Genomic DNA, 22,552 nt, shown 5'->3' with positions numbered 1-22,552 from the left:
ACCGAACCCGAAAGGAACAGCATGAGACACAGCATTCGACGCACCCTCGTCGCCGTATCCGCCGTCGGCATCGCCTCGATGGCGCTGGCTGCCTGCGCCGGCGGAGACTCCGGCGCGCCGGCCGCCTCCGGAGACTCCGACTTCGAGCCGCTCACCTCGATCAAGCTGCAGCTGCAATGGCTGCCCCAGGCCCAGTTCGCCGGCTACTACGTCGCTCTCGACCAGGGCTACTTCGAGGAAGAGGGCTTCGATGACGTCGAGATCGTGCCCTCCGGCGGTGACATCGTGCCCCAGGACGCGCTCGTGGCCGGCGATGTCGACTTCGCCGTCGCGTGGGTGCCCAAGGTGCTCGGCACCCTCGAGGCCACGGGGGCCGAGCTGACCGACATCGCGCAGGTGTTCCAGAAGTCCGGCACTCTCCAGGTCTCCTGGGCCGACAGCGGCATCACCTCCGTCGCCGACTTCGAGGGCAAGCGGATCGGCTCGTGGGGCTTCGGCAACGAGTGGGAGATCTTCGCCGCCATGGCGGCGGATGATCTCGACTCCACGTCGGTCTCGATCACGACGCAGGACTTCAGCATGAACGCGCTGCTGGACGGCGACGTGGATGCAGCCCAGGCCATGACCTACAACGAGTGGGCGCAGGTGCTCGAAGTCGTGAACCCCGCGACGGGCAAGCTCTACCAGCCGGAGGACTTCAACGTCATCTCCTATGAGGACACCGAGGGCGCCATGCTCCAGGACGCCCTCTGGGCCGACACCGCGCGCCTGTCCGACGACCCCGCCTACGCGGACGCCGCCGTGCGGTTCCTGAAGGCCGTCACGAAGGGTTGGATCTTCGCGCGCGACAACCCCGAAGAGGCGGCGTCGATCACGTACGACGCGGCGATCAACGCCGAGGCGGCCTTCCCGGTCGGACCGGTGCACCAGCTGTGGCAGATGAACGAGGTGAACAAGCTCATCTGGACCGACGACGCCTTCGGCGTCGTGAACGAGGATGCGTGGAAGAAGACGGTCGCGGGTGCCCTCAAGGCGGTCAACCAGGACGGTCTGAACCTCATCACCGAGGAGCCCTCCGACACGGCATACAGCAACGAGTACATCGAGAAGGCGCTGCAGGAGCTCGAAGCCGAGGGGGTCGCGGTCGACGGGACGTACACGCCCCTCGACGTGACGCTCACCGAAGGCGGTAAGTAGGATCCGCGGTGGGGGCGACGCGTGCGTCGCCCCCACCGCTCATCGAAGGAGAAGAGCATGACCACCGATCTCGACCGCCGCGCGTGGGAACTCGACCGCGCCCATGTGTTCCATTCCTGGTCGGCGCAGGCGGCGCTCGATCCGCTCGTCATCGCCGGCGGGCAGGGCACCCGCGTCTGGGATCACGCCGGCACGCGCTACCTCGACTTCTCGAGCCAGCTCGTGAACGTCAACATCGGCCACCAGCATCCGGCCGTCGTCGAGGCGATCGCCCGGCAGGCGGAACTGCTCACGACCATCGCGCCGTCCACGGCCAACCTGACGCGGGGCGAGGCGGCCGAACGCATCATCGCGCGCGCCCCCGAAGGATTCCACAAGGTCTTCTTCACCAACGGCGGTGCCGACGCGAACGAGAACGCGATCCGCATGGCGCGGCTCGTGACCGGTCGCGACAAGGTGCTCTCGCGCTATCGCTCCTATCACGGCAACACCGGGGCGGCCATCGTGGCCACGGGCGACTGGCGCCGCATCCCGAACGAGTACGCACGCGGACACGTGCACTTCTTCGGCCCCTACCTCTACCGCTCGGAGTTCTGGGCGACGACGCCCGAGGAGGAATGCGCCCGCGCCCTCCACCATCTCGAACGGGTCGTGCAGGCCGAGGGGGCGGCCACGATCGCTGCGATCCTGCTGGAGTCGGTGCCGGGCACCGCGGGCGTGCTCGTGCCGCCGCCCGGCTATCTCGCCGGCGTGCGGGAGATCTGCGACCGCTACGGCATCATGCTGATCCTCGACGAGGTGATGGCCGGGTTCGGCCGCACCGGCCGATGGTTCGCCTTCGAAGGCCACGACGTCGTGCCCGATCTCATCACCTTCGCCAAGGGGGTGAACTCCGGGTACGTGCCGGTGGGCGGCGTCATCATCTCCGACCCGATCGCGGCGGCCTTCGACGAGCGCGTCTTCCCCGGCGGCCTCACCTACTCCGGTCATCCGCTGGCGGCGGCGTCCATCGTCGCGACCCTCGACGCGATGGAGGCGGAGGGAATCGTCGAGAACGCGGCACGCATCGGACGCGACGTCCTCGGCCCCGCGTTGCACGCGCTCGCCGAGAAGCACGATGCGATCGGCGAGGTGCGCGGCGAGGGCGTGTTCTGGGCGCTCGAGCTCGTCGCCGACTCCGAGACGCGCGAGCCCCTCGGCGCCGCCGCGATGGGCGCGCTCAAGAAGGACCTCATCGGACGCGGGCTGCTCCCGTTCGTGCAGGACAACCGCATCCACGTCGTTCCGCCCTGCGTCGTGACCGACGACGATGTGAGCGAGGCCATCGGCATCTACGACGAAGCCCTCGCGGCACTCTGAGCCCCATGCTCCGCGAACGAGGCCACACACCGCTGCGTCGCTCCTCGCCGCGCAGGCGAGAAGATACCGCCCACCGGAAACCCCCTCGCCTCGATCAGCGGTCGGAGCGGCATGATGACCGACGAGGATGCGAGCGAGGCCCTCGGCATCCACGACGCCGCGCACACGGCCCGCTGATCCCCACCCACGACGACGTGACAGGAGAAACGACATGACACACACCCTCGGACACTGGGTATCGGGACGCGAGTGGGACGGAGCCTCCGAGCGCACGGGACCCGTCTACAACCCCGCACGGGGCACGGTGACCACGCAGGTGCGACTCGCGAGCACCGGGGACGTGGATGCGGCGGTGGCCGCGACCGTGGCCGCCTGGCCTTCCTGGCGCGACGCCTCGATCGCCAAACGCACCTCCGTGCTGTTCGCGTTCCGCGAGCTGCTGAACGCCCGCAAGCAGGAGCTCGCCGAGATCCTCACGTCCGAGCACGGCAAGGTGCTGTCCGACGCCCTCGGTGAGATCGCCCGCGGCCTCGAGGTCGTCGACTTCGCCTGCGGCGTCGGACAGCTGCTCAAGGGCACCTACTCCGAGAACGTCTCCACCGACGTCGACGTGTACACGCTGCGTCAACCGGTCGGCGTCGTGGGCGTCATCAGCCCCTTCAACTTCCCGGCCATGGTGCCGCTCTGGTTCCTGCCGATCGCGCTCGCCGCCGGCAACGCGGTGGTCCTCAAACCCAGCGAGAAGGACCCTTCCGCCTCCATCTGGCTCGCGCGCCTGTTCGCCGAGGCAGGGCTGCCCGAGGGCGTGCTCACCGTCGTCAACGGCGACAAGGAGGCGGTCGACGCCCTTCTCGTGCACCCCGACATCCGCTCGATCTCGTTCGTCGGATCGACTCCCATCGCGCAATACATCTACGCCACCGCCGCCGGCGCCGGCAAACGCGTGCAGGCCCTCGGCGGCGCGAAGAACCACATGCTCGTGCTTCCCGACGCCGACCTCGACCTCGCCGCGGATGCCGCGGTCAACGCGGGCTTCGGCTCGGCCGGCGAGCGCTGCATGGCGGTCTCCGTGGTCCTGGCGGTGGATGCGGTCGCTGACGCGCTCGTCGGGAAGATCACGGAGCGGATGTCGACGCTGCGCACCGGAGACGGCACCCGCGGCTGCGACATGGGTCCGCTCATCACCCGCGAGCACCGCGACAAGGTCGCCGGATACCTGGATCAGGCCGCATCCGACGGCGCCACGGTCGTCGTCGACGGGCGGGGCATCGACGTCGACGGCGAGGCGGACGGCTTCTGGCTCGGCCCCTCGCTCATCGACCGCGTGCCGCTGGATTCCGCGGTCTACCGCGACGAGATCTTCGGCCCCGTGCTCTCGATCGTCCGCGTGAGCGGCTACGAGGAGGCGGTCGACATCATCAACGCCTCGCCCTACGGCAACGGCACCGCGATCTTCACGAACGACGGCGGCGCCGCCCGCCGTTTCCAGCGCGAGGTGCAGGTGGGAATGATCGGCGTCAACGTGCCGATCCCCGTCCCTGTCGCCTACCACTCGTTCGGCGGCTGGAAGGCGTCCCTGTTCGGCGACGCGAAGGCCTACGGCCCCTACGGCGTCTCGTTCTTCACCCAGGAGAAGGCGATCACGAGCCGCTGGCTGGATCCCTCGCACGGCGGCCTCAACCTCGGATTCCCGCAGAACGCCTGAGCGCGTCCGACCCCGAGCCGCGTAGCCTGTTCGCACCATCACCACGCCGCATCCGCGGCCGACTTCGACGATCGGAGGTTCCCATGTCCATCGACGCCGCCCACCCCTCACGTGAGCTCAAGGCGATCATCGGCGAGCCCGAGGTCGTCGAGGACGCCGCGAACCTCGCGATCGGCGTGGAAGACGATCCGGCCTGGCTCGAGCTGAAGGACGCCGCCGTCGCATTGCAGGCGATGCAGGCGAAGGACGGCTCGGTGCCGGAGGCGGAGGACCGCACGGCTGCGCGCGTGGAGGTCGATCGGATCGTCGCTGCCGTGCAGGAGCTCGCTCCGCGCTTCCCGCACGATGCCGACTACCTGCAGGCCCTGGTGGGCGACTTCCTGCGCTGGTCGGCGGAGGACTTCGGCGTGCCGGACTTCTTCGACGCGCTCGTCGCCTTCCAGCCGCAACGGCACCGGGTGGACGGGATGCGCCACCTCGTCGTGTTCCCGATGTACACGCAGAACGGCTCGCCGAACCGGTACATCGAGGCCGTGCTCGTCGAGGTGATCTGGCCCGAGTTCATCGCGCAGCTCGAGACGGAGTACACGAACGCACTGTTCGTCTCGCTCCGACTGGTGGACTTCACTCCTGGCTACGACACGAACTCGGCCGTGCTGTTCCCCGAGACCGTCTCGATGCGCGAGGTTCCCGCGTTCACGTGGGGGGCGATCTTCCAGGACCGCGAGGCGGCGCGCTACCGCAGAGTGGTCGCGGCCGCATCCGAGATCACGAAGCTCGAGCTGCCCGAGGACGCGGCGCGGATGCTGACGGACCAGGCGCTCGCCGAGCAGACCTTCGTGATGTGGGATCTCATCCACGACCGCACCCACATGCGCGGCGACCTGCCGTTCGATCCGTTCATGATCAAGCAGCGCATGCCGTACTTCCTCTACTCGCTGGAGGAGCTGCGGTGCGATCTGACCGCGTTCCGCGAGTGCGTGCTCATCCGCCGACGCCTCGACGAGCGGGTCGCTGCCGGCGAGCAGCTGAGCGAGGTCGACGAGCGGATGCGGGAGCATGCAGGACTCGTGCTGTACGCAGTGCTCTTCGATCGCATCTTCCGCTTCGCGATCACGGGCACCCGGGTGCGCAACTACGACGGGCTCGGCGGACAGCTGCTCTTCGCATGGCTGCACCGCCGCGGCGTGCTGCACTGGACCGACACTCGGCTGCGCATCGACTGGGATCAGGTTCCGGATGCGGTCGTGGCGCTGGCGGATGCGATCGACGAGCTGTATTGGCGTTCGATCGACCGCCCGAAGACGGCTCACTGGCTGGCGGCGTATGAGCTCGTGAGCTCGGTCGTGACGCCGCATCCGGCCTCGGTGTGGGCGCGGGGCCTGCCCGACGAGGTGCTGTCGGGCCCGCCCGCGGGCTTCACCGACCAGGTGCTGACCGACGAGTTCCCGCTGTCGATGTTCTACGAGGCGCTGGAGAAGAAGATGCGCGACGTGATCGCCTCCACCGCCGGCATCCGCGCCGCCGACTGACCCGCCCGAGCGGCTCGCGGCCGCATCCGCTCATCAGGCATGTCCCACTTGCCGCAATGCATGTCCCACTTGCGGCAATCCGTGTCCCACTTTCTGCAGATTTCGGCTCCGATTTCTGCGGAAAGTGGGACATGGTGCGACTGACCCGGCGGACGGATGCGGGCGAGAGCCGACGTAGATTGGACGATTGTGACGACTCTGCATGACACCGCCGTGCGCGGCTTCGCCTCCGACAACTACTCCGGCGTGCACCCCGAGGTGCTGGCCGCGATCGCCGCCGCCAACGAGGGGCACCAGATCGCCTACGGCGAGGACGTCTACACGGCCCGCCTGCAGGAGGTCGTCGTCGCCCACTTCGGCGAGCGCGCGGAGGCGTTCCCCGTCTTCAACGGCACGGGTGCGAACGTCACCGGCCTGCAGTCGATGCTGCCCCGCTGGGGTGCGGTCATCGCCGCATCCACGGCGCACATCAACGTCGACGAGGGCGGTGCGCCGGAGCGCGTGGGCGGTATGAAGCTTCTGACCGTCGCCTCGCCCGACGGCAAGCTCACCCCCGAGCTCGTCGACCGCGAGGCCTGGGGCTGGGGCGACGAGCATCGCGCGCAACCGCTCGTGGTCTCGATCACGCAGACCAGCGAGCTCGGCACGCTCTACACCCCGGATGAGATCCGCGCCCTCGCCGATCACGCGCACGAGCGCGGGATGCGGCTGCACCTCGACGGGGCACGCATCTCCAACGCGGCGGCCGCCCTCGGCGTGCCGCTGGCCGCCTTCACGACCGACGCGGGCGTCGACGTCGTGAGCCTGGGCGGTACGAAGAACGGCGCGCTGGGCGCCGAGGCGATCGTCGTGCTCGACCCCGCCGCATCCACCGGCCTCACGTACCTGCGCAAACTCAACATGCAGCTGGCCTCGAAGATGCGCTTCGTCTCGGCGCAGCTCGTGGCGCTCTACGAGGGCGATCTCTGGCTCCGCAACGCCTCGCACGCGAACGCGATGGCCCAGCGCCTTCGCCAGGGCGTGGATGCGGGCCTCGCCGACGGCTCGATCCGCGGCGTCTCGTTCACGCATCCCACCCAGGCCAACGGCCTGTTCGCGATCCTGCCCGAGGGCGTGGCGGAGCGCCTGCGCGAGAGCTTCCGGTTCTATGACTGGGATGAAAGCCGCCGCGAGGTGCGCTGGATGTGCTCGTTCGACACGACCGAAGACGACATCGACGCGTTCGTCGCCGCGATCGCCCGCGAGACCACGCGCTGAGGCGGGCTCAGGCGCCAGAGGGGCGCCCGAGCACGAACGACGCCACCGACGGTCGCCAGTGGCGAGCCACGTAGTCGACGGCCTCGTCCACCCCGAGCGCGCGCGACGAGTTGCCCACCCGCACCCAGAGCTCGCGGGTCGAGCCGCCGTCCTTGGGCTGCGTGACGAACACCGGTTTGCCCGCCGGCCGGCACTGCACGAGGCACACGACGACGCCGTCGCCCGCTGTCCCGAACCGGATGCGCGGAAGCGCCGCGGCGTTGCGGCCGAGCGAGGTGGAGAGCATGTCGCGCAGCCAGAGCTCGAAGCGGTCGTGGTCGGGCGTGCGCAACGTCTGGAGGTCGCGCTCGAGGCCCACCGCCTCGCCCGCGTCGTTCGCGCCGATCACGAGAAGACCGCCGCGCGAGTTGAGGAACGCCGCGACGGTCTTCGCGACCGCCAGCTCCATGCGCGGATCCTTGCGCGACTCGCGCACGTTCCAACGGGCGGTCTCCTTGAACTCCCGGCGCTCCGACTCGCCCGCGGCGAGCACCGCCGCCGCATCCGGCATCGCACTCGCCCCGCGCACCGCCGCCACCGCTCCCGCGACCAGGAACGACAGTCCGAGACTCGCCCCCGTCGCCAGCAACAGGGTGCTCGGCATCCACAGCCGCTGGCCCGGGATGAAGAGTCCCGAGACGAGCGCACCGGCGCTGACCCCGAGCACGCCGATGAGGGTCATCGTCGCCGTGCCGAGCGACAGGCGCTCCCCGAACAGCCGTCGCAGCAGCAGAGCGATGCCGTAGGCGACGAGCAGCACAACCGGCAGCGCGACGGCGAAGTCGACGAGCGAGGGGCTCGCAGGGAACGAGGATGCGGCGACCGGCATGTCAGCGCAGAGCGCCGACGCTGGCCAGGCCCAGGCGGATGAGGGTTCCCCGGCCGCCCTCCATCTCGGCCGCGAGGGCGTCGGATGCGGCCTCCGCCGGCTCCATCCAGGTGACCTCGAGGGCGTCCTGGCGCGGCTCACAGGTGCCCGTGACCGGCACCACGAACGCGAGCGAGACCGCGTGCTGGCGGTCGTCGTGGAACGCGCTCACACCGGGAAGGGGGAAGTACTCCGCGACCGTGAACGGCGTCGGGCTCGGCGGCAACAGCGGGAAGGCCATCGGGCCCAGATCATTCTCGAGGTGGCGGAAGAGCGCGTCGCGCACGGTCTCGCCGTAACGCACCCGTCCGGACACGATGGTGCGGGTCATCTCCCCCAGAGGCGTCGCCCGCAGGAGGATGCCCACCTGCGTCACCACGCCCATGCCGTCGGTGCGCACCGGGATCGCCTCGACGTAGAGCATCGGCAACCGACGCCGCGCCTCGGCGAGTTCGACGTCGCTCAGCCACGCGGGATTGCCGGCGCTGCCGGGCAGGCCCCCGAGGCCCAAGGGATCGCGCGACGAGTCGTCGCCGGGCTCGTGGGGATCAGGATCGGGCGTGCGGACCGGCATGCCTCCTGTATACCCCACACGCCGGCCTCACATGGCGGATGGGGGTGGTGGGTAAGAGGATGGAGCGATGGATGCCACCCCGATGCTCGACGACGACGCCGTGCTGTTCTCCGACGACGACAACACCGCCGGTCGCCCGCTGCTGGTTCTGCTGCACGGCTACGCGAGCGACGAACGCGACCTCTTCTCCCTGGCGACGCACCTGCCGGCCGCGTACCGCATGGCCGCGGTACGCGCGCCGCTCGCGCCGCCGTGGCCGTCGCCGGGCTACTCGTGGTACCCGATCGAGGGTCTCGACGGCCGCGACCCGCGAGCGATCACCGCCGGCACGGACGCTCTCATCGCCTGGCTGGATCGCGCGAGCACGGCCGAGACCGTCGGGCTCCTGGGGTTCTCCCAGGGGGGCGCGGTCTCGCTGCAGGCCGTGCGCCGGCAGCCCGACCGCTTCGCGTTCGCGGTGAATCTCAGCGGCTACGTCACCCCCGGCGAGCTCGAGACGGATGCGGCGCTCGCTGCGCGGCGCCCGCCGGTGTTCTGGGGGCGCGGTTCCGCCGACGACGCGATCCCCGCTCCCCTGATCACCCACACCGCGCAGTGGCTGCCCGATCACGTGGACCTCACCGGGCGCCTGTACCCCGGACTCGGTCACTCCGTCAGCGCAGAGGAGCTCGTCGACGTCCGGGCGTTCCTCGAGCGGCAGCTCGGCTGATCCCGCTGCTCGGTCTGGACATCGCCCTCCGCGGTCGGTAGGGTCTTCGAGTCCTGCCCCTTCCGAAAGGTCGAACCGGTGTACTTCCTCGACGGCTTCCAGCCCACGCGCTGACCCCGTCGATCACCGTGCCCGCGGGCACCCGGGTGTCAGTGCTTCCACCGACATCTTGGGAGGCACCATGCCCGCTCTTTCCGCCGCGGTCGTCCTCGACGGCCTCTCCTTCTCCTGGCCGGACGGCACGGCCGCTCTGACCGAGGTCTCCGGCACGTTCGGCACCGGCACCACGGGCCTCGTCGGACGCAACGGCTCCGGCAAGACCACTCTGCTGCGCCTGATCGCGGGCGAGCTGCAGCCCGCATCCGGCCACGTCAGCGTCGACGGCGACGTGGCGGTGCTGCCGCAGCGCCTCACCCTCGACGCCGACCGTCCCGTCGCCGATCTGCTGGGCCTGGGCGAGGTCCTGACCGCTCTGCGCGCGGTCGAGGCGGGCGACGTCGACGCCCGCCACTTCGACACGATCGGCGACGACTGGGATGCCGAGGCCCGCGCCGTCGCCGCGCTCGATGCCGCCGGGCTTCCCGGCGATGCCCTGGACCGACGCATCGGACAGCTCTCCGGAGGCGAAGCCGTGCTCGTCGCAACGGCCGGACTGCGGGCCCGCCGGACCGCGGTGACCCTTCTCGACGAGCCGACCAACAATCTCGACCGCGCGGCGCGCGCCCGGCTGCGCCACCTGATCGCGGACTGGCCGGGCGCCCTGATCGTCGTCAGCCACGACGTGGCGCTGCTGGACGGGATGTCGGAGACGGCCGAGCTGTACGGAAACCGTCTGACGCGCTTCGGCGGCGGCTACCGCGCGTGGCGCGAGCAGCTCGAGAACGAGCAGGATGCGGCACGCGCCGCCGAGCGCGCCGCCGCATCCGCCGTACGGCGCGAGAAGCGCCAGCGGATCGAGGCGGAGACGACGCTCGCACGACGCGCCAGGACGGCGCACAAGGCGGAGGTCGAGAAGCGCGTGCCCAAGATCATCGCGGGTGGCCGTAAGCACGCGGCGCAGGTGTCGGCGGGCAGGCTCCGCGGCATGGTCGCCGATCGCGAATCCGCCGCGCGCGCCGCGCTCGATACGGCGGAGCGGCGCGTGCGCGACGACGAGAGCGTGCATCTGGATCTGCCCGACCCGCAGGTCGCTGCGGGCAGGCGTCTCGCCGAGATCGGCGACGGCGACCGCACCTGGATCGTGCAGGGCCCCGAGCGGATCGCGATCGTCGGATCGAACGGCGCCGGTAAGTCGACTCTCCTCGAGCGACTGGCGAGGGGAACCGGGCACGAATCAGCCGGAGCCGAGCCGGACGGGGACGGCGACAGGCAGGTCGGCCCTGCCTGGCTGCGTTCTGCTCACGCGGTTCTGCTCACGGATCGGGTGGGGTACCTTCCGCAGCGCCTGGACGGGCTGGACGACGACGCGACCGTGCTGTCGATCGTCGCCGATGCCGCACCGACGATGCCGACCGCGGAACTGCGCAACCGTCTCGCGCGGTTCCTGCTGCGGGGCGCGGCCGTCGACCGAATCGTCGCCGCCCTCTCCGGCGGCGAGCGGTTCCGGCTCTGCCTCGCGCGACTGCTGCTCACGGACCCGCCGCCGCAGCTGCTCCTGCTCGACGAGCCGACCAACAACCTGGACCTCGAGACGGTCGACCAGCTCGTCGACGCCCTCTCCGCCTATCGCGGTGCGCTGATCGTGGTCAGCCACGACGACGACTTCCTCTCCCGTCTGGGCGTGGACACGGTCATCGAGATCGACGGGGAGGGGATGCGGGAGACGGAGGCGTTCATGGGCGACGTATAGGAGTGTCACCGTGTCCGCCTGAGCGGGTCGGACAGGATCGAGCCACGAAGACCGCCGACATGTCAGGAGACGACCGTGGTACGCATCCCCGATGCCGAGCAGACCCCGCGAGGACCCGCCTTCGAGGGCCGCCTGTTGGACCGACCGGATGAGGAGGTCGTCGATCAGGGCGCCCCGTTCGATGTCCGCACCCTGATCACTCGTCGCGGCATCCTCGGGCTCGTGGGCGTGGGGTTGGGAACCGCGGCGCTCGCCGCCTGCGCACCCATGAGCTCCGCGGGCACGACGTCGACCGCCACACCGACGTCCTCGGCATCCGCCGCCCCCGGATCGGCGTCGGGGACGCTGCCGTCGGGAGAGATCTCCGACGAGACGGCCGGCCCCTATCCCGGCGACGGGTCCAACGGGCCCGACGTGCTCGAGCAGAGCGGGATCGTGCGCAGCGACCTGCGGACGAGCATCGGCTCCTCGACCGCGGTGGAGGGAGTGCCCCTGACCTTCACGCTGCGTGTGACCGACATGGCGAACGGCGACGCGCCCTTCGCCGGTGTCGCCGTCTACGCGTGGCACTGCGACGCGCTGGGCCGGTACTCCATGTACTCGGAGGGCGTCGAGAACGAGACGTGGCTGCGGGGCGTCCAGGTGTCCGACGCGAACGGCCAGGTGACCTTCACCTCCGTCGTGCCGGGCTGCTACACCGGCCGCTGGCCCCACATCCACTTCGAGGTCTATCCGAGCGCCGACGGCATCACGGATTCCGGCAACGCGATCGCCACGTCGCAACTCGCTCTGCCGGAAGCGCCACTGACGGACGTGTACGCCCTCAGCGCCTACGACGGCTCGGCGCGCAATCTCTCCCAGGTGACACTGTCCAGCGACAACATCTTCGGCGACGACGGCGGCGCCCTCCAGGTCGCCACCGTCACCGGGGACACGACGAGCGGCTACACCGCCGCCCTCGCCGTCCGCGTCGATACGACGACGACGCCGTCCGCGGGTCAGGCACCCGGCGGACGGCGTTGATCAGCGACCGCCGTCGCGCCCGGCTCCGCCGATGCCGGGCGCGCCGGGCTGACCGTAAGGACCGTGGTCACCGGTTGCGCGATGATCCTGGATCGGGCGCACCGACGAGCCGACGCCGCGCATCATGCGCCACACCCAGACAGCGGTGAGCGCGCCGATCACCACAACCACCGCCAGGATCACCGCGAGGCTCTGCGTGACGATGCCCAGGACCACGGCGAGCACGGCGGCGAGTGCCAGCATCCCGAGGACGACCCCGAGGATGGCGCCGATCGATGTGCGCCGGAGGGGCTGCTGCTCGTCGTACGGCGGTGTGTCGTTCGTCATCCGTTCGCTCCCGTCGTCGAGGAACCGCCCACGTTACCCAGGCCCACCGTGTTCGGCTGGCCGAGCGGCCCGAACTGTTCATAACCCGGACGCTCGCCGGGGCGATGCTCCGGCGGCGGAGTATCGCGCAGAACGCGGGGCACCCACAGCGCGCCGAGCACGACGAGGACGCCGCCTGCGATCATCGCGGCGACCAGGCTCTGGGAGACGGCTGCGGTGAAGCCGCCGATGACGCCCGCCAGGACCAGCATGATGGTGGCGAAGGCCACGATGCGCCACACCGAGGAGCGCACCGGGCGATCGTTCTCGTGTTTCGTGTCCATGTTCTTCACGGTAGGCGCGGGGCTGCGAGGTCGCACCCCGTTGACCCCGGCGGCGTAGGCGTCTAGGCCTGCGCTCTGAGCGCAATCCCCAGCCGGGTGTCGTCGGGTGCGGCCACAATGATCGGGTGAGTGATGTGCTCGGCCAGTTCTCGTCTGCCACGCAGGACTGGTTCCGGGGCGCCTTCGCCGCTCCGACCGATGCGCAGGCCGGGGCCTGGCGCGCGATCTCGCAGGGACGCCACGCGCTCGTGGTCGCTCCCACCGGCTCGGGAAAGACCCTGTCGGCGTTCCTCTGGGCGATCGACAGTGTGTTCCGCGAGCGGACGGCCTCCCCGACCCCCGCGAAGGATGAGCCGCGCACCCGCATCCTCTACATCTCCCCGTTGAAGGCGCTCGGCGTCGACGTGGAGCGCAACCTCCGCTCGCCGCTCGTGGGAATCGGGCAGTCCGCCCGGCGCCTGGGTCTGACCGCGCCGGATGTGCGGGTCGGCGTGCGCTCCGGAGACACCACGTCCTCCGATCGGCGCAAGCTCGTGAGCGATCCGCCCGACATCCTCATCACGACCCCGGAGTCGCTCTACCTGATGCTCACGAGCCAGGCGTCCGAGACCCTGCGCGGCGTGCACACCGTCATCATCGACGAGGTGCACGCGGTGGCTGCCACCAAGCGCGGAGCGCACCTGGCCGTCAGTCTCGAACGCCTCGATGCGCTGCTGGGGACTCCGGCGCAGCGCATCGGGCTGTCCGCGACCGTCCGCCCGATCGACGAGGTCGCACGATTCCTCGGAGGTGCGGCGCCCGTCGACATCGTCGCCCCCCGCGCCACGAAGGCCTTCGACATGACGGTCGTCGTGCCGGTCGACGACATGCTGCATCCGCCGCCACCTCCCGGGCAGCAGGCGGAAGCCGAGGGCGAGGATTGGTTCGCCTCGGATGGCGGCGAGAGCACCGAGGTCACGGGATCACTGTGGCCGCACGTCGAGGAGGCGATCGTCGACCGCATCCTCCAGCACCGCTCGACGATCGTCTTCTCGAACTCCCGCCGGCTCGCCGAGCGCCTCACCGGCCGTTTGAACGAGATCTACAGCGAACGGCTGGGGCTCGACCTGCCCGACCCCGCCGTGCCGGCGGCCATGATGGCGCAGGCGGGGGCCACCGCCGGTGCCGAACCGGTGCTCGCCAAGGCGCATCACGGCTCGGTCTCCAAGGAGCAGCGCGCCATCGTCGAGGACGAGCTGAAGTCGGGCGTGCTCCGCTGCGTCGTGGCCACGAGCAGCCTGGAGCTCGGCATCGATATGGGAGCGGTCGATCTGGTGATCCAGGTCGAGGCGCCTCCGTCGGCCGCATCGGGACTGCAGCGCATCGGTCGCGCCGGTCACCAGGTGGGCGAGGTGAGCCGCGCGGCGCTGTTCCCGAAGCACCGCGGCGACGTGCTGCACACCGCGATCGTCACCGAGCGGATGCTGGCGGGTCGGATCGAGTCGATCCGCGTGCCGCAGAACCCGCTCGACATCCTCGCCCAGCAGACCGTCGCAGCCGCCGCACGGGGCGCGATCGAGGTCGAGGACTGGTTCGAGACCGTGCGGCGCAGTGCGCCCTTCCGCACGCTGCCCCGCTCCGCCTACGAGGCGACGCTCGATCTCCTGGCGGGCCGGTACCCGTCCGACGAGTTCGCGGAGCTTCGGCCGCGGCTCGTGTGGGACCGCGATCACGGCACGCTCACGGGCCGTCCGGGAGCGCAGCGGATCGCGGTGACCAGCGGCGGCACGATCCCCGACCGTGGCCTGTTCGGCGTGTTCGTCGCGGGCGAGAGCCAGAACGCCCGCGTCGGAGAGCTCGACGAGGAGATGGTCTACGAGTCGCGGGTGAACGACGTGTTCACGCTCGGCACGACCAGCTGGCGCATCGTCGAGATCACGCACGACCGTGTCAATGTGGTGCCCGCATTCGGCCAGCCCGGCAAGGTCCCGTTCTGGCACGGCGACGGGCTCGGCAGACCGGCAGAGCTCGGCGAAGCACTCGGCGCCTTCTCCCGCGAGGTCTCGGCCGCCGAGCCCGCTCGCGCCCGGGAACGCCTGACCGAGGCCGGACTGGACGCCTTCGCGCAGGACAACCTGCTCGCCTACCTCGCCGAGCAGCGCGAGGCCACAGGTTCGGTCCCGACCGATCGCTCGCTCACCGTGGAGCGCGGGCGCGACGAGGTCGGCGACTGGCGCGTCATCCTCCATTCCCCCTACGGCATGCAGGTCCACGCGCCGTGGGCGCTGGCGGTGAACGCCCGCATCCGGGAGCGATTGGGGGTCGAAGGCTCCGCCGTGGCCAGCGACGACGGGATCATCGCCCGCGTTCCGGATGCCGAGGCGGAACCGCCGGGCGCCGAACTGTTCGTGTTCGACCCCGACGAGCTCGAGCAGATCGTCACCGACGAGGTCGGGGGCTCCGCCCTCTTCGCGTCGCGATTCCGCGAGTGCGCCGCCCGCGCCCTCCTCATGCCGCGCACGAACCCCAACCGTCGAAGCCCCCTCTGGCAGCAGCGGCAGCGTTCGGCGCAGCTGCTCGAAGTCGCGCGCCGTCACCCCACCTTCCCGATCATCCTCGAGACCCTGCGCGAGGTGCTGCAGGACGTCTACGACCTTCCGGCGCTGACCGGGATCGCCCGCAAGATCGCGGATCGCCGCATCCGCCTGGTCGAGACGACGACCTCGCAGCCCTCTCCGTTCGCGCGCGACCTGCTGTTCGGCTACGTCGGCGCGTTCATGTACGAGGGCGACTCGCCGCTGGCCGAGCGCCGTGCCGCCGCGCTCTCGGTCGACCCGGCGCTGCTGGGCGAGCTGCTCGGCAAGATCGAGATGCGCGAACTGCTCGATCCCGACGTCATCGCGCAGTTCGAACGGGAGGCGCAGCGACTCGACGACGAGCGCAAAGCCCACGGCGTGGAGGGCGTCGCCGATCTCCTGCGCCTGCTCGGTCCTCTCGCCGTCGACGAGCTGGCGCTGCGCCTGACCGACGGCGAGGAGGCGGCGCAGTACGCCGCGCAGCTGGTCGATGGCCGCCGGGCGATCCGGGTGGGCATCGCCGGAGCGGAACGTATCGCCGCGATCGAGGATGCGGGGCGGTTGCGCGACGCGCTCGGCGCCGCGCTCCCGGTGGGGCTGCCCGTGGCGTTCCTCGAGCCGGTGGCCGACCCGCTCGGCGACCTCGTGGCCCGGCATGCCCGCACGCACGGTCCGTTCACCGCGGATCAGGTCGCCGAGCGATTCGGCGTCGGGGTGGCTGTCGCGCGGCACACGCTTCAGCGCCTGGAGTCATCGGGGCGGGTGACGAGCGGCTTCTTCCTGCCCGAGTCCGCCGCGCGCCGCAGCGACGACACCGAGTGGTGCGACAGCGAGGTGCTCCGACGATTGCGGATGCGGTCTCTGGCCGCCATCCGAGGCAGCGTCGAGCCAGTCTCCCCCGACGCCTTCGCCCGTTTCCTCCCGGTGTGGCAGCACGTGACCCGGCCCCTGGAGGGGATCGACGGCACGCTCGCCGTCATCGAGCAACTCGCCGGCGTGCCGATCCCCGCGAGCGCCTGGGAGTCCCTCATCCTGCCCTCGCGGGTCAGGGACTACACCCCGTCGATGCTCGACGAGCTGACGGCGTCGGGCGAGGTCGTCTGGGCCGGACACGGCGCGCTTCCCGGCCGCGACGGGTGGGTGTCGCTGCATCCCGCAGACGCCGCATCCCTCACCCTGGCCATCCCTGAGGACGAGGTCGCGGCGGATTCGCTCGACGCCCGCATCCTCGAGGTTCTCGGCGCCGGCGGCGCGTACTTCGCCGCGCAGGTGCGAGAGCTCGCGCAGGCGGAGAACGAGCAGTCCGTCGTCGACGCGCTCTGGCGACTGGCGTGGACGGGCCGGGTGACCAACGACACCTTCGCTCCCGTGCGCGGGCTGCTGTCCGGCGGCTCGCAGGCGCATCGGGTGGCCCGGCGGGCGCCGCGCGCGCGGATGTTCCGCGGCACGAGCATGCCGCGCCCGACGGCTCCGGCGCGGCCCGCGTCCGTCGGCGGGCGGTGGTCGCTGCTTCCGACGCCCGAGAGCGACCCGACGCTGCGCCACACCGCCGCGGCATCGCTGCTGCTGGATCGCTACGGCGTGGTGACCCGCGGCTCCGTGCAGAACGAGGGCCTGCCAGGAGGTTTCGCCCAGGCGTACCGCGTGCTCGCCCAGTTCGAGCAGGCCGGGCACTGCCGACGTGGGTACCTCATCGAGAAGCTGGGCGCGGCGCAGTTCGCCGCGTCGTCGACGATCGACCGGCTCCGCGAGTTCGCCGCGGTGGGAGACCCGCCGCCTCGCAACGGCGTCACTCTCGCGGCGACCGATCCCGCCAACCCCTACGGTGCAGCGCTCGGCTGGCCGGCGCGCGAGGGCGTGAAGCATCGGCCCGGGCGCAAGGCGGGCGCGCTGGTCGTGCTCGTCGACGGTGACCTCGTGCTGTATCTGGAGCGCGGCGGCAAGACGGCGTTGAGCTTCACCGAAGACGAGGACGCGCTGGCATCCGCGGCGGCGGCGCTGGCCCAGACGGCGCGCGCCGGCAGGCTCGAGACCCTCACGATCGAGCAGGTCGACGGTGCTTTCGTCTTCGGTACGGTGCTGGGCCGGTTGCTGCGCGATGCCGGTTTCGTCGAGTCCACCCGGGGCCTGACGCTGCGGCGGCTCACCGCCGGGGACGCCGCGCGAGCGGAACGGTCGACGCGTGCCTGAGGGTGACACCGTCTACCGGGCGGCGGCCCGCCTGCACGCCGCCCTGGCGGGCCGCGTCGTCGAACGGTTCGATCTGCGTGTTCCGCAGCTCGCGACGCTCGATCTGCGGGGTCAGACCGTGCTCGCGGTCGTGCCGCGCGGCAAACACCTGTTGGCGCGGATCGGCGATCAGACGCTGCATTCCCATCTGAAGATGGAGGGCGAGTGGCACGTCTACGCGCCCGGTGCGCGATGGCGCAAACCCGCGTTCAAGGCCCGAGCGATCGTCGGCGTCGGCACGGCGGATGCGGTCGGTTTCGACCTGGCCATGATCGACGTGGTCCCGACGGCACGGGAGGACGAGCTCGTCGGCCACCTCGGCCCGGACCCGCTCGGCGCAGACTGGGATGCCGCCGAGGCGGTCCGCCGGCTCGGAGCCGATACGCGCGCCGCCCACGTCGCGGTGCTCGATCAGCGCAACGTCGCAGGCTTCGGCAATGTGTACGCGAACGAGCTGCTGTTCGTGCGCGGAATCCATCCCGAGACGCCCGCGACCGAGATCGATGCCGCCGGGCTCATCGAGACCGGCGCACGCATGATCCGCGCCAATCGGGACCGTCCGGCGCGCACGTTCACCGGCCAGGATCGCGCGGGGCAACGCACCTGGGTGTACGGCCGCGCCGGCAGGCCGTGCCGTCGGTGCGGCACCCTCATCCGCGAGACGGCGCTGGGCGCCTCACCGACGGCGGAGCGCAATGTGTTCTGGTGCCCACGCTGCCAGCCCGCGCCCGAGTGAGCTCTCGCCCCGCCTGAGCGGCTCCTCCGGACCTGCCAGCTGCCAGCCACTGAGCCGCGGAGCGGCCGGTGGTCACAGCCCGCGCATGTCCCACTTCCCGCAAAGCATGTCCCACTTTCCGCAGAGATCAGGCTCCAAAAGTGCAGCAAATGGGACACGCCTCGGAAATCCGGCCCCAGAAGTGCAGCAAGTGGGACATGGATGCGGGAAGCTCGCCCGGGGCGGCGGATGCGTGACCGATGCCGGTGGCCGATCGGCCCGGCGATCAATGGCCGATGTAGCGGCCGGGCCGATGGTTCATCGCGAGGACCAGGTTCAGCAGCACCGCGCCGATCGCGCTCAGCAGCACGGCGGGCGCCGGGATCACCAGAAGCGAGATCAGGATGATGACGAGGTCGAGGATCAGCTGGGTCCAGCCCGCGCGGAAGCCGGTGCGCTCCTGGATCAGCAGAGCGACGATGTTGATCCCGCCCAGGCTCGCCTTGTGGCGGAACAGGATCAGCAGACCGACGCCGGCCAGCAGGTTGCCGCCGAGCGTGCCGTAGATCGGGTCCAGGCTCTCGATGCGCAGGAGCGCGTGGTGCACGACCGACCATCCGGACACGAGCGCGATCGAGACCGCCGTACGCAGGGTGAAATCCCACCCCTTCTTCCAGATCGCGAGCACGGCGAAGGGAAGGTTCACGACGGCGAAGATCAACCAGAACGGCCACGAGGTCGCGTAGTCGAACAGCAGCGCGACACCCGCGGTGCCGCCGGTGACCGAGCCCGCCGACTGCAGCAGGTAGAGACCGAGCGACGCAGCGAAGGTGCCGGTCAGAATGCCGAGGACGTCCTCCGGCACGCTGTGCGCCGTCTGTTTGACGTCGAAGACCAGGGTCGAGGCGGTCTCGGGGGCGCTCGGGCGTGCCCCGAGCTCCGGTTCCATCGCGTCGGCGGCGGGCTCGGCGGGCTCCGGATGCGGCTCGTTCACGTCGTCCATCGTGCCACCTGGATGCGGCCGCTCCGCTGCGCATCCAGGTCGTCGATTCGTGCGGCGCAACCCGCATCCGATCCCACGTCGGCTCCGAATAGGGTTCAAGGCCGGGAGAGCGCCGGGTCGGGAATGAAAATCCGCACCGGATCGTTTCGACCAGTGCTGGCACCTCGAGGTCCGGAGGAGGCGATCGTGGGCAAGAACTACATCGATATCGAGAACGAGCGCGGTGAGATGCTGCGCTACCGCAAGCACGTGAACGGACGCGGGCTCATCGCGAACGGGGCGAAGGTCCACCCGACGGCCGTCGTCGAAGCGGGCGCCTATGTGGAGCCCGGCGCGCAGATCGCGGCTGACGTCTATGTCGGCCGCGGGGCGTGGATCGAAAGCGACGTCGTCATCGGACCGAAGGTCAAGATCGCGCCGCACGCGCACATCGGTTCCCGCGCACGCGTGGGTGCCGGCGCGCAGATCGGCGTGCGCACGCAGATCGGCCCCGGAGCGAGTGTCGCCGGGGGTTCGCTGATCGGCGACGACCAGACCATCGCGCAGGGTGAGCGCGTCGCCACCGACCGTCGGGGACTTCGCTCCGCCGCCTGAGCGCACCGCATCCGTTCCCCGCATCGTTCGCCTGTCCCAGATCGCGCCCATCCGCGCGAGATGTGACAGGCGAACTGTCGTTTGCGGCGCCGACCTCTCTCCTCCCCGAGTTGCGTTGCATGTGCGCAGATGCCACACGATTCCGCATCCGCCACAGCGATGAACTATGGCGGATGCGGAAAAGTGTCGCCCCCTGGGCACCCATACGCCCCCTGGGCACCCATACGCCCTGGGCACCCGTACGCCCTGGGGACCCACACGCGCCCCGGCGGCCACGAGCACCCACGAGCACCTCACGAACCGCGAGCCCGGGGCCGGATAGCCTGGGGACATGGCTGGTCGAGGGGCACCGAAGGGCGGGAAGAAGTCCGCACGCGCTGCCTCGACCCGCAGCGCCGCCGCCCGTCGCCCGGCGAAGAAGGGCTCACCCCGCACGCCCCCGAAGAAGCCGGCCCCGACTCCGGCGCCGCAGATCCCCGAGGGTCCGTTCCGCCTCGGCGCGATTCCGGGGGCCACGCCAGGCAAGTGGATCGACATCTGGCAGGAACGGATGCCGCGCACGGAGCTTGAGCTCGTGCCGCTCGAGGTCGCCGCGCAGGAGGAGGCGTTGCGGAGCGGCCAGGTGGATGCGGCGCTGGTCCGCCCACCCGTGGACACCGACCGCTGGCATCTCATCCGCCTCTACGAGGAGACGACCGTGGTCGCGTTCTCCGCCGATTCGCACCTTGCCGCGGGAGAGAAGCTCACGCCCGAAGACCTTGCGGGCGAGGTGCTCATCGTCCCGGCTGACGATGTGCTGGACCCGCACGTCGCCGGCACCGTCGCGCCGGCCTTCGCGGCACCGCCGACGACGGCGGACGCCATCGAGATCGTCGCATCGGGCGTGGGCATCGTGATCGTTCCGATGTCGCTCGCCCGGCTGCACCACCGCAAGGACGTCGAGTACCGCGCGCTCTCGGGCGCGGCGACCTCGCCCGTCGGATTCGCGTGGCCGCGCGAGGATGCGTCGCCGCTCGTCGACACCTTCATCGGCATCGTCAGGGGTCGTACCGCGCAGTCGTCGCGGGACTGAGTGACTGCAGCGGAGACGGCCACAGCCGCGCCATAGAATCGCAGGATGGATTCCCGCCCGCTGCTGTACCTCTGCGCGCGCCCGCAGCGGGATGCGGCCGAGGCGGAGTGGGCGTCGTTCCGCACCGCGATGGGACGCGACGCCGACGGACTGCAGGCGTGGGACCTGGTCTCCGAGGGCCTGCCGCCCGACGCGATCGATCGCTACGCGGGCTTCGTCGTCGGCGGCAGCCCCTTCAACGTGACGACCTCCGACAAGGGCGCGGTGCAGGACCGGCTCGAGGACGACCTCGCCCGCGTCGCCGAAGCCGCCGCGTCCGGCGCGACGCGGGCGATGTTCACCTGTTACGGCATCGGCGTCGTCACCCGCGTCTTCGGCGGCACGGTTGCCGACACCTATCCCGAGGGCACGGGGGCGACGACCGTCGCCCTGACGGATGCGGGGCGCCGCGACCCGGTGTTCGGCGGTCTGCCCGAGCGATTCGATGCGTTCACGGCGCACAAGGAGGGCACCGACGTTCTGCCGTCGGACGCCGTGCTGCTCGCCACCAACGAGGACTGCCCCGTGCAGGCCTACCGCGTGGGCGAGAGCCTCTACACGACGCAGTTCCATCCCGAGCTCACGCCGCAGGACTTCACGGCGCGCATGCGGATCTACCGCGACGGCGGATACTTCGATCCGAGCGAGTTCGATGCGGTGGCGGCGCGCGTGCTCGCCTCCCCGGTCACCGAGCCCGCCCGCATCCTGCGCGCCTTCGCGCGCCTCTGAGAGAGGACCGGCTCAGCGGCGGCGCAACCGCTGCGCGACGCGTACGACGGTGACGAGGGCGATGACCATCGCGGCACAGACGGCGGCCGTGCCGATCGCCGCGCTGTGCGGTTGATCGGCGAGACGGCCCACGGCGAGCCAGGACAGTCCCCAGCACAGGGCGAGAGAGGGCGCGACGCGGCCGAACCAGGCGATGCCGCATCCGATGGCCGCCACGACGACGAGGACGACGATTCCCCACACGTCCGCCGCATCCTCCGCACCGGCGGGCAGGATGCGGGTGAGCCACGCCGCCGTGTTGGCGACCGTCGCGAGTGTCACCCACCCGAGGTGCAGTCCGGTGACACCGTCGATCAGCACGGCGGAGACGGCACCTTCGCGCGGCTGCATGATGACCCGGCGCCAGGTGATCGCGAGGGCGGCGAGTAGCAGCACGATGACGAGCACGGTCAGCGGCAGCGTGGTGAACTGCGCCGACACGAGCCAGAGGCCGTTGAGCACCTCGGTGACGGCGATCAGCCACCCGAGACGTCGCTGGCGCTCACTCGTCCGCTGACCCGGCAACGCCTGCCAGATCCCGTAGGCGATGAGCCCCAGGTAGACGGCCGACCAGATCGAGAAGGCCTGCCTGGCGGGGGCGAGATAGCTCGCGTCGGCGTCGAGGGCACCGTCCTGCAGGTCCTGAACGGCGGTGCCGCCGAACAGGCCGGTGCCGACCATGGCCGCGACCAGCATGAAGCCGGTCGCGGCCAGGACGACGATCTGGCGCGTGAGGTCGGATGAGCGCGGGTTGGCGACGTTCATCCCACAAAGCTAGATAATCTAGCTACCTTGCGCCAGGGGTTGACAGGATC

At 70.7% G+C, this 22,552-nt stretch carries 19 protein-coding genes; 13 read left to right on the top strand and 6 right to left on the bottom strand.

Going from position 1 to position 22,552, the window contains the following annotated elements:
* Positions 1 to 21: 21 nt before the first annotated feature.
* The 5 genes from QE377_RS09875 to QE377_RS09855 all read left to right on the top strand — a co-directional run bounded on the left by QE377_RS09875 (position 22) and on the right by QE377_RS09855 (position 7,050).
* Positions 22 to 1,197, top strand: a complete 1,176-nt coding sequence (locus tag QE377_RS09875; RefSeq protein ID WP_307322481.1) for an ABC transporter substrate-binding protein — start codon at positions 22 to 24, stop codon at positions 1,195 to 1,197.
* A gap of 57 nt (positions 1,198 to 1,254) precedes the next feature.
* Complete coding sequence (locus tag QE377_RS09870) at positions 1,255 to 2,556, top strand: aspartate aminotransferase family protein (RefSeq protein WP_307322479.1); 1,302 nt, start codon at positions 1,255 to 1,257, stop codon at positions 2,554 to 2,556.
* Positions 2,557 to 2,767: 211 nt separating this feature from the next.
* Positions 2,768 to 4,261, top strand: coding sequence for a CoA-acylating methylmalonate-semialdehyde dehydrogenase (locus tag QE377_RS09865; RefSeq protein WP_307322478.1), 1,494 nt, complete (start codon positions 2,768 to 2,770; stop codon positions 4,259 to 4,261).
* 83 nt (positions 4,262 to 4,344) lie between these two features.
* The gene (locus tag QE377_RS09860) at positions 4,345 to 5,793 is read left to right on the top strand and encodes a DUF6421 family protein (protein WP_307322476.1); all 1,449 of its coding nucleotides are present in this window, start codon (positions 4,345 to 4,347) and stop codon (positions 5,791 to 5,793) included.
* Between the two features lie 189 nt (positions 5,794 to 5,982).
* Entirely contained in the window at positions 5,983 to 7,050 is a 1,068-nt protein-coding gene (locus tag QE377_RS09855; RefSeq protein WP_307322475.1) for a low specificity L-threonine aldolase, read from the top strand.
* Positions 7,051 to 7,057: 7 nt separating this feature from the next.
* Here the strand turns inward: QE377_RS09855 and QE377_RS09850 are convergent, their stop codons facing one another.
* Together QE377_RS09850 and QE377_RS09845 are read right to left on the bottom strand one after the other, a co-directional pair.
* A complete protein-coding gene (locus QE377_RS09850) occupies positions 7,058 to 7,918 on the bottom strand; it encodes a helix-turn-helix domain-containing protein (protein ID WP_307322472.1) in 861 nt (286 codons plus the stop codon).
* Between the two features lies 1 nt (position 7,919).
* Positions 7,920 to 8,531: an NUDIX hydrolase family protein gene (locus QE377_RS09845; protein WP_243231285.1), complete on the bottom strand. Its 612-nt coding sequence runs from the start codon at positions 8,529 to 8,531 to the stop codon at positions 7,920 to 7,922.
* A 67-nt stretch (positions 8,532 to 8,598) separates the two neighbouring features.
* On the opposite strand from QE377_RS09845, the gene QE377_RS09840 reads away from it, so the two are divergent.
* The 3 genes from QE377_RS09840 (at position 8,599) to QE377_RS09830 (ending at position 12,112) form a co-directional block, all read left to right on the top strand.
* Positions 8,599 to 9,240: an alpha/beta hydrolase gene (locus tag QE377_RS09840; RefSeq protein ID WP_307322467.1), complete on the top strand. Its 642-nt coding sequence runs from the start codon at positions 8,599 to 8,601 to the stop codon at positions 9,238 to 9,240.
* A 181-nt stretch (positions 9,241 to 9,421) separates the two neighbouring features.
* Positions 9,422 to 11,089, top strand: a complete 1,668-nt coding sequence (locus QE377_RS09835) for an ATP-binding cassette domain-containing protein (protein WP_307322465.1) — start codon at positions 9,422 to 9,424, stop codon at positions 11,087 to 11,089.
* A gap of 75 nt (positions 11,090 to 11,164) precedes the next feature.
* Positions 11,165 to 12,112, top strand: coding sequence for an intradiol ring-cleavage dioxygenase (locus tag QE377_RS09830; RefSeq protein WP_307322461.1), 948 nt, complete (start codon positions 11,165 to 11,167; stop codon positions 12,110 to 12,112).
* Here the strand turns inward: QE377_RS09830 and QE377_RS09825 are convergent, their stop codons facing one another.
* Positions 12,113 to 12,439, bottom strand: a complete 327-nt coding sequence (locus tag QE377_RS09825) for a hypothetical protein (RefSeq protein ID WP_307322458.1) — start codon at positions 12,437 to 12,439, stop codon at positions 12,113 to 12,115.
* Complete coding sequence (locus QE377_RS09820; RefSeq protein WP_307322455.1) at positions 12,436 to 12,762, bottom strand: hypothetical protein; 327 nt, start codon at positions 12,760 to 12,762, stop codon at positions 12,436 to 12,438. Before QE377_RS09820 ends, QE377_RS09825 begins: the two co-directional genes overlap by 4 nt.
* 125 nt (positions 12,763 to 12,887) lie before the next feature.
* Between QE377_RS09820 and QE377_RS09815 the strand changes: the two genes are divergently transcribed.
* Together QE377_RS09815 and QE377_RS09810 are read left to right on the top strand one after the other, a co-directional pair.
* The gene (locus tag QE377_RS09815; protein WP_307322452.1) at positions 12,888 to 17,507 is read left to right on the top strand and encodes an ATP-dependent helicase; all 4,620 of its coding nucleotides are present in this window, start codon (positions 12,888 to 12,890) and stop codon (positions 17,505 to 17,507) included.
* The gene (locus tag QE377_RS09810) at positions 17,500 to 18,282 is read left to right on the top strand and encodes a DNA-formamidopyrimidine glycosylase family protein (protein WP_307322449.1); all 783 of its coding nucleotides are present in this window, start codon (positions 17,500 to 17,502) and stop codon (positions 18,280 to 18,282) included. The genes QE377_RS09815 and QE377_RS09810 overlap by 8 nt, the downstream gene beginning before the upstream one ends.
* A 265-nt stretch (positions 18,283 to 18,547) precedes the next feature.
* Here QE377_RS09810 and QE377_RS09805 read toward each other — a convergent pair whose 3' ends face one another.
* On the bottom strand, positions 18,548 to 19,210 hold the full coding sequence (locus tag QE377_RS09805; protein ID WP_307325936.1) for a YitT family protein: 663 nt from the start codon (positions 19,208 to 19,210) through the stop codon (positions 18,548 to 18,550).
* 240 nt (positions 19,211 to 19,450) lie between these two features.
* Between QE377_RS09805 and QE377_RS09800 the strand changes: the two genes are divergently transcribed.
* The 3 genes from QE377_RS09800 to QE377_RS09790 all read left to right on the top strand — a co-directional run bounded on the left by QE377_RS09800 (position 19,451) and on the right by QE377_RS09790 (position 21,698).
* A complete protein-coding gene (locus tag QE377_RS09800) occupies positions 19,451 to 19,858 on the top strand; it encodes a transferase (RefSeq protein WP_274286362.1) in 408 nt (135 codons plus the stop codon).
* Between the two features lie 331 nt (positions 19,859 to 20,189).
* Positions 20,190 to 20,930 carry a LysR family substrate-binding domain-containing protein gene (locus tag QE377_RS09795; RefSeq protein WP_307322443.1) on the top strand — a complete coding sequence of 247 codons (741 nt, stop codon included), beginning with the start codon at positions 20,190 to 20,192 and terminating at the stop codon, positions 20,928 to 20,930.
* A 45-nt stretch (positions 20,931 to 20,975) separates the two neighbouring features.
* Positions 20,976 to 21,698 carry a GMP synthase gene (locus QE377_RS09790; protein ID WP_307322440.1) on the top strand — a complete coding sequence of 241 codons (723 nt, stop codon included), beginning with the start codon at positions 20,976 to 20,978 and terminating at the stop codon, positions 21,696 to 21,698.
* A gap of 12 nt (positions 21,699 to 21,710) precedes the next feature.
* Here the strand turns inward: QE377_RS09790 and QE377_RS09785 are convergent, their stop codons facing one another.
* Positions 21,711 to 22,502 carry a tryptophan-rich sensory protein gene (locus tag QE377_RS09785; RefSeq protein ID WP_307322438.1) on the bottom strand — a complete coding sequence of 264 codons (792 nt, stop codon included), beginning with the start codon at positions 22,500 to 22,502 and terminating at the stop codon, positions 21,711 to 21,713.
* Between the last annotated feature and the right edge of the window lie 50 nt (positions 22,503 to 22,552).

The sequence above is a fragment of the Microbacterium sp. SORGH_AS_0862 genome (assembly GCF_030818795.1).
Lineage (GTDB): Bacteria > Actinomycetota > Actinomycetes > Actinomycetales > Microbacteriaceae > Microbacterium.
This window is presented reverse-complemented; position numbering and strand designations above follow the sequence as displayed.

Bases quoted from the DNA above. Each gene is read 5' to 3' on its own strand.
- QE377_RS09875 (WP_307322481.1), top strand. From the start codon at position 22: ATGAGACACAGCATTCGACGCACCCTCGTCGCCGTATCCGCCGTCGGC.
- QE377_RS09870 (WP_307322479.1), top strand. From the start codon at position 1,255: ATGACCACCGATCTCGACCGCCGCGCGTGGGAACTCGACCGCGCCCAT.
- QE377_RS09865 (WP_307322478.1), top strand. From the start codon at position 2,768: ATGACACACACCCTCGGACACTGGGTATCGGGACGCGAGTGGGACGGA.
- QE377_RS09860 (WP_307322476.1), top strand. From the start codon at position 4,345: ATGTCCATCGACGCCGCCCACCCCTCACGTGAGCTCAAGGCGATCATC.
- QE377_RS09850 (WP_307322472.1), bottom strand. From the start codon at position 7,918: ATGCCGGTCGCCGCATCCTCGTTCCCTGCGAGCCCCTCGCTCGTCGAC.
- QE377_RS09845 (WP_243231285.1), bottom strand. From the start codon at position 8,531: ATGCCGGTCCGCACGCCCGATCCTGATCCCCACGAGCCCGGCGACGAC.
- QE377_RS09840 (WP_307322467.1), top strand. From the start codon at position 8,599: ATGGATGCCACCCCGATGCTCGACGACGACGCCGTGCTGTTCTCCGAC.
- QE377_RS09835 (WP_307322465.1), top strand. From the start codon at position 9,422: ATGCCCGCTCTTTCCGCCGCGGTCGTCCTCGACGGCCTCTCCTTCTCC.
- QE377_RS09825 (WP_307322458.1), bottom strand. From the start codon at position 12,439: ATGACGAACGACACACCGCCGTACGACGAGCAGCAGCCCCTCCGGCGC.
- QE377_RS09820 (WP_307322455.1), bottom strand. From the start codon at position 12,762: ATGGACACGAAACACGAGAACGATCGCCCGGTGCGCTCCTCGGTGTGG.
- QE377_RS09805 (WP_307325936.1), bottom strand. From the start codon at position 19,210: ATGGAACCGGAGCTCGGGGCACGCCCGAGCGCCCCCGAGACCGCCTCG.
- QE377_RS09795 (WP_307322443.1), top strand. From the start codon at position 20,190: ATGGCTGGTCGAGGGGCACCGAAGGGCGGGAAGAAGTCCGCACGCGCT.
- QE377_RS09790 (WP_307322440.1), top strand. From the start codon at position 20,976: ATGGATTCCCGCCCGCTGCTGTACCTCTGCGCGCGCCCGCAGCGGGAT.
- QE377_RS09785 (WP_307322438.1), bottom strand. From the start codon at position 22,502: ATGAACGTCGCCAACCCGCGCTCATCCGACCTCACGCGCCAGATCGTC.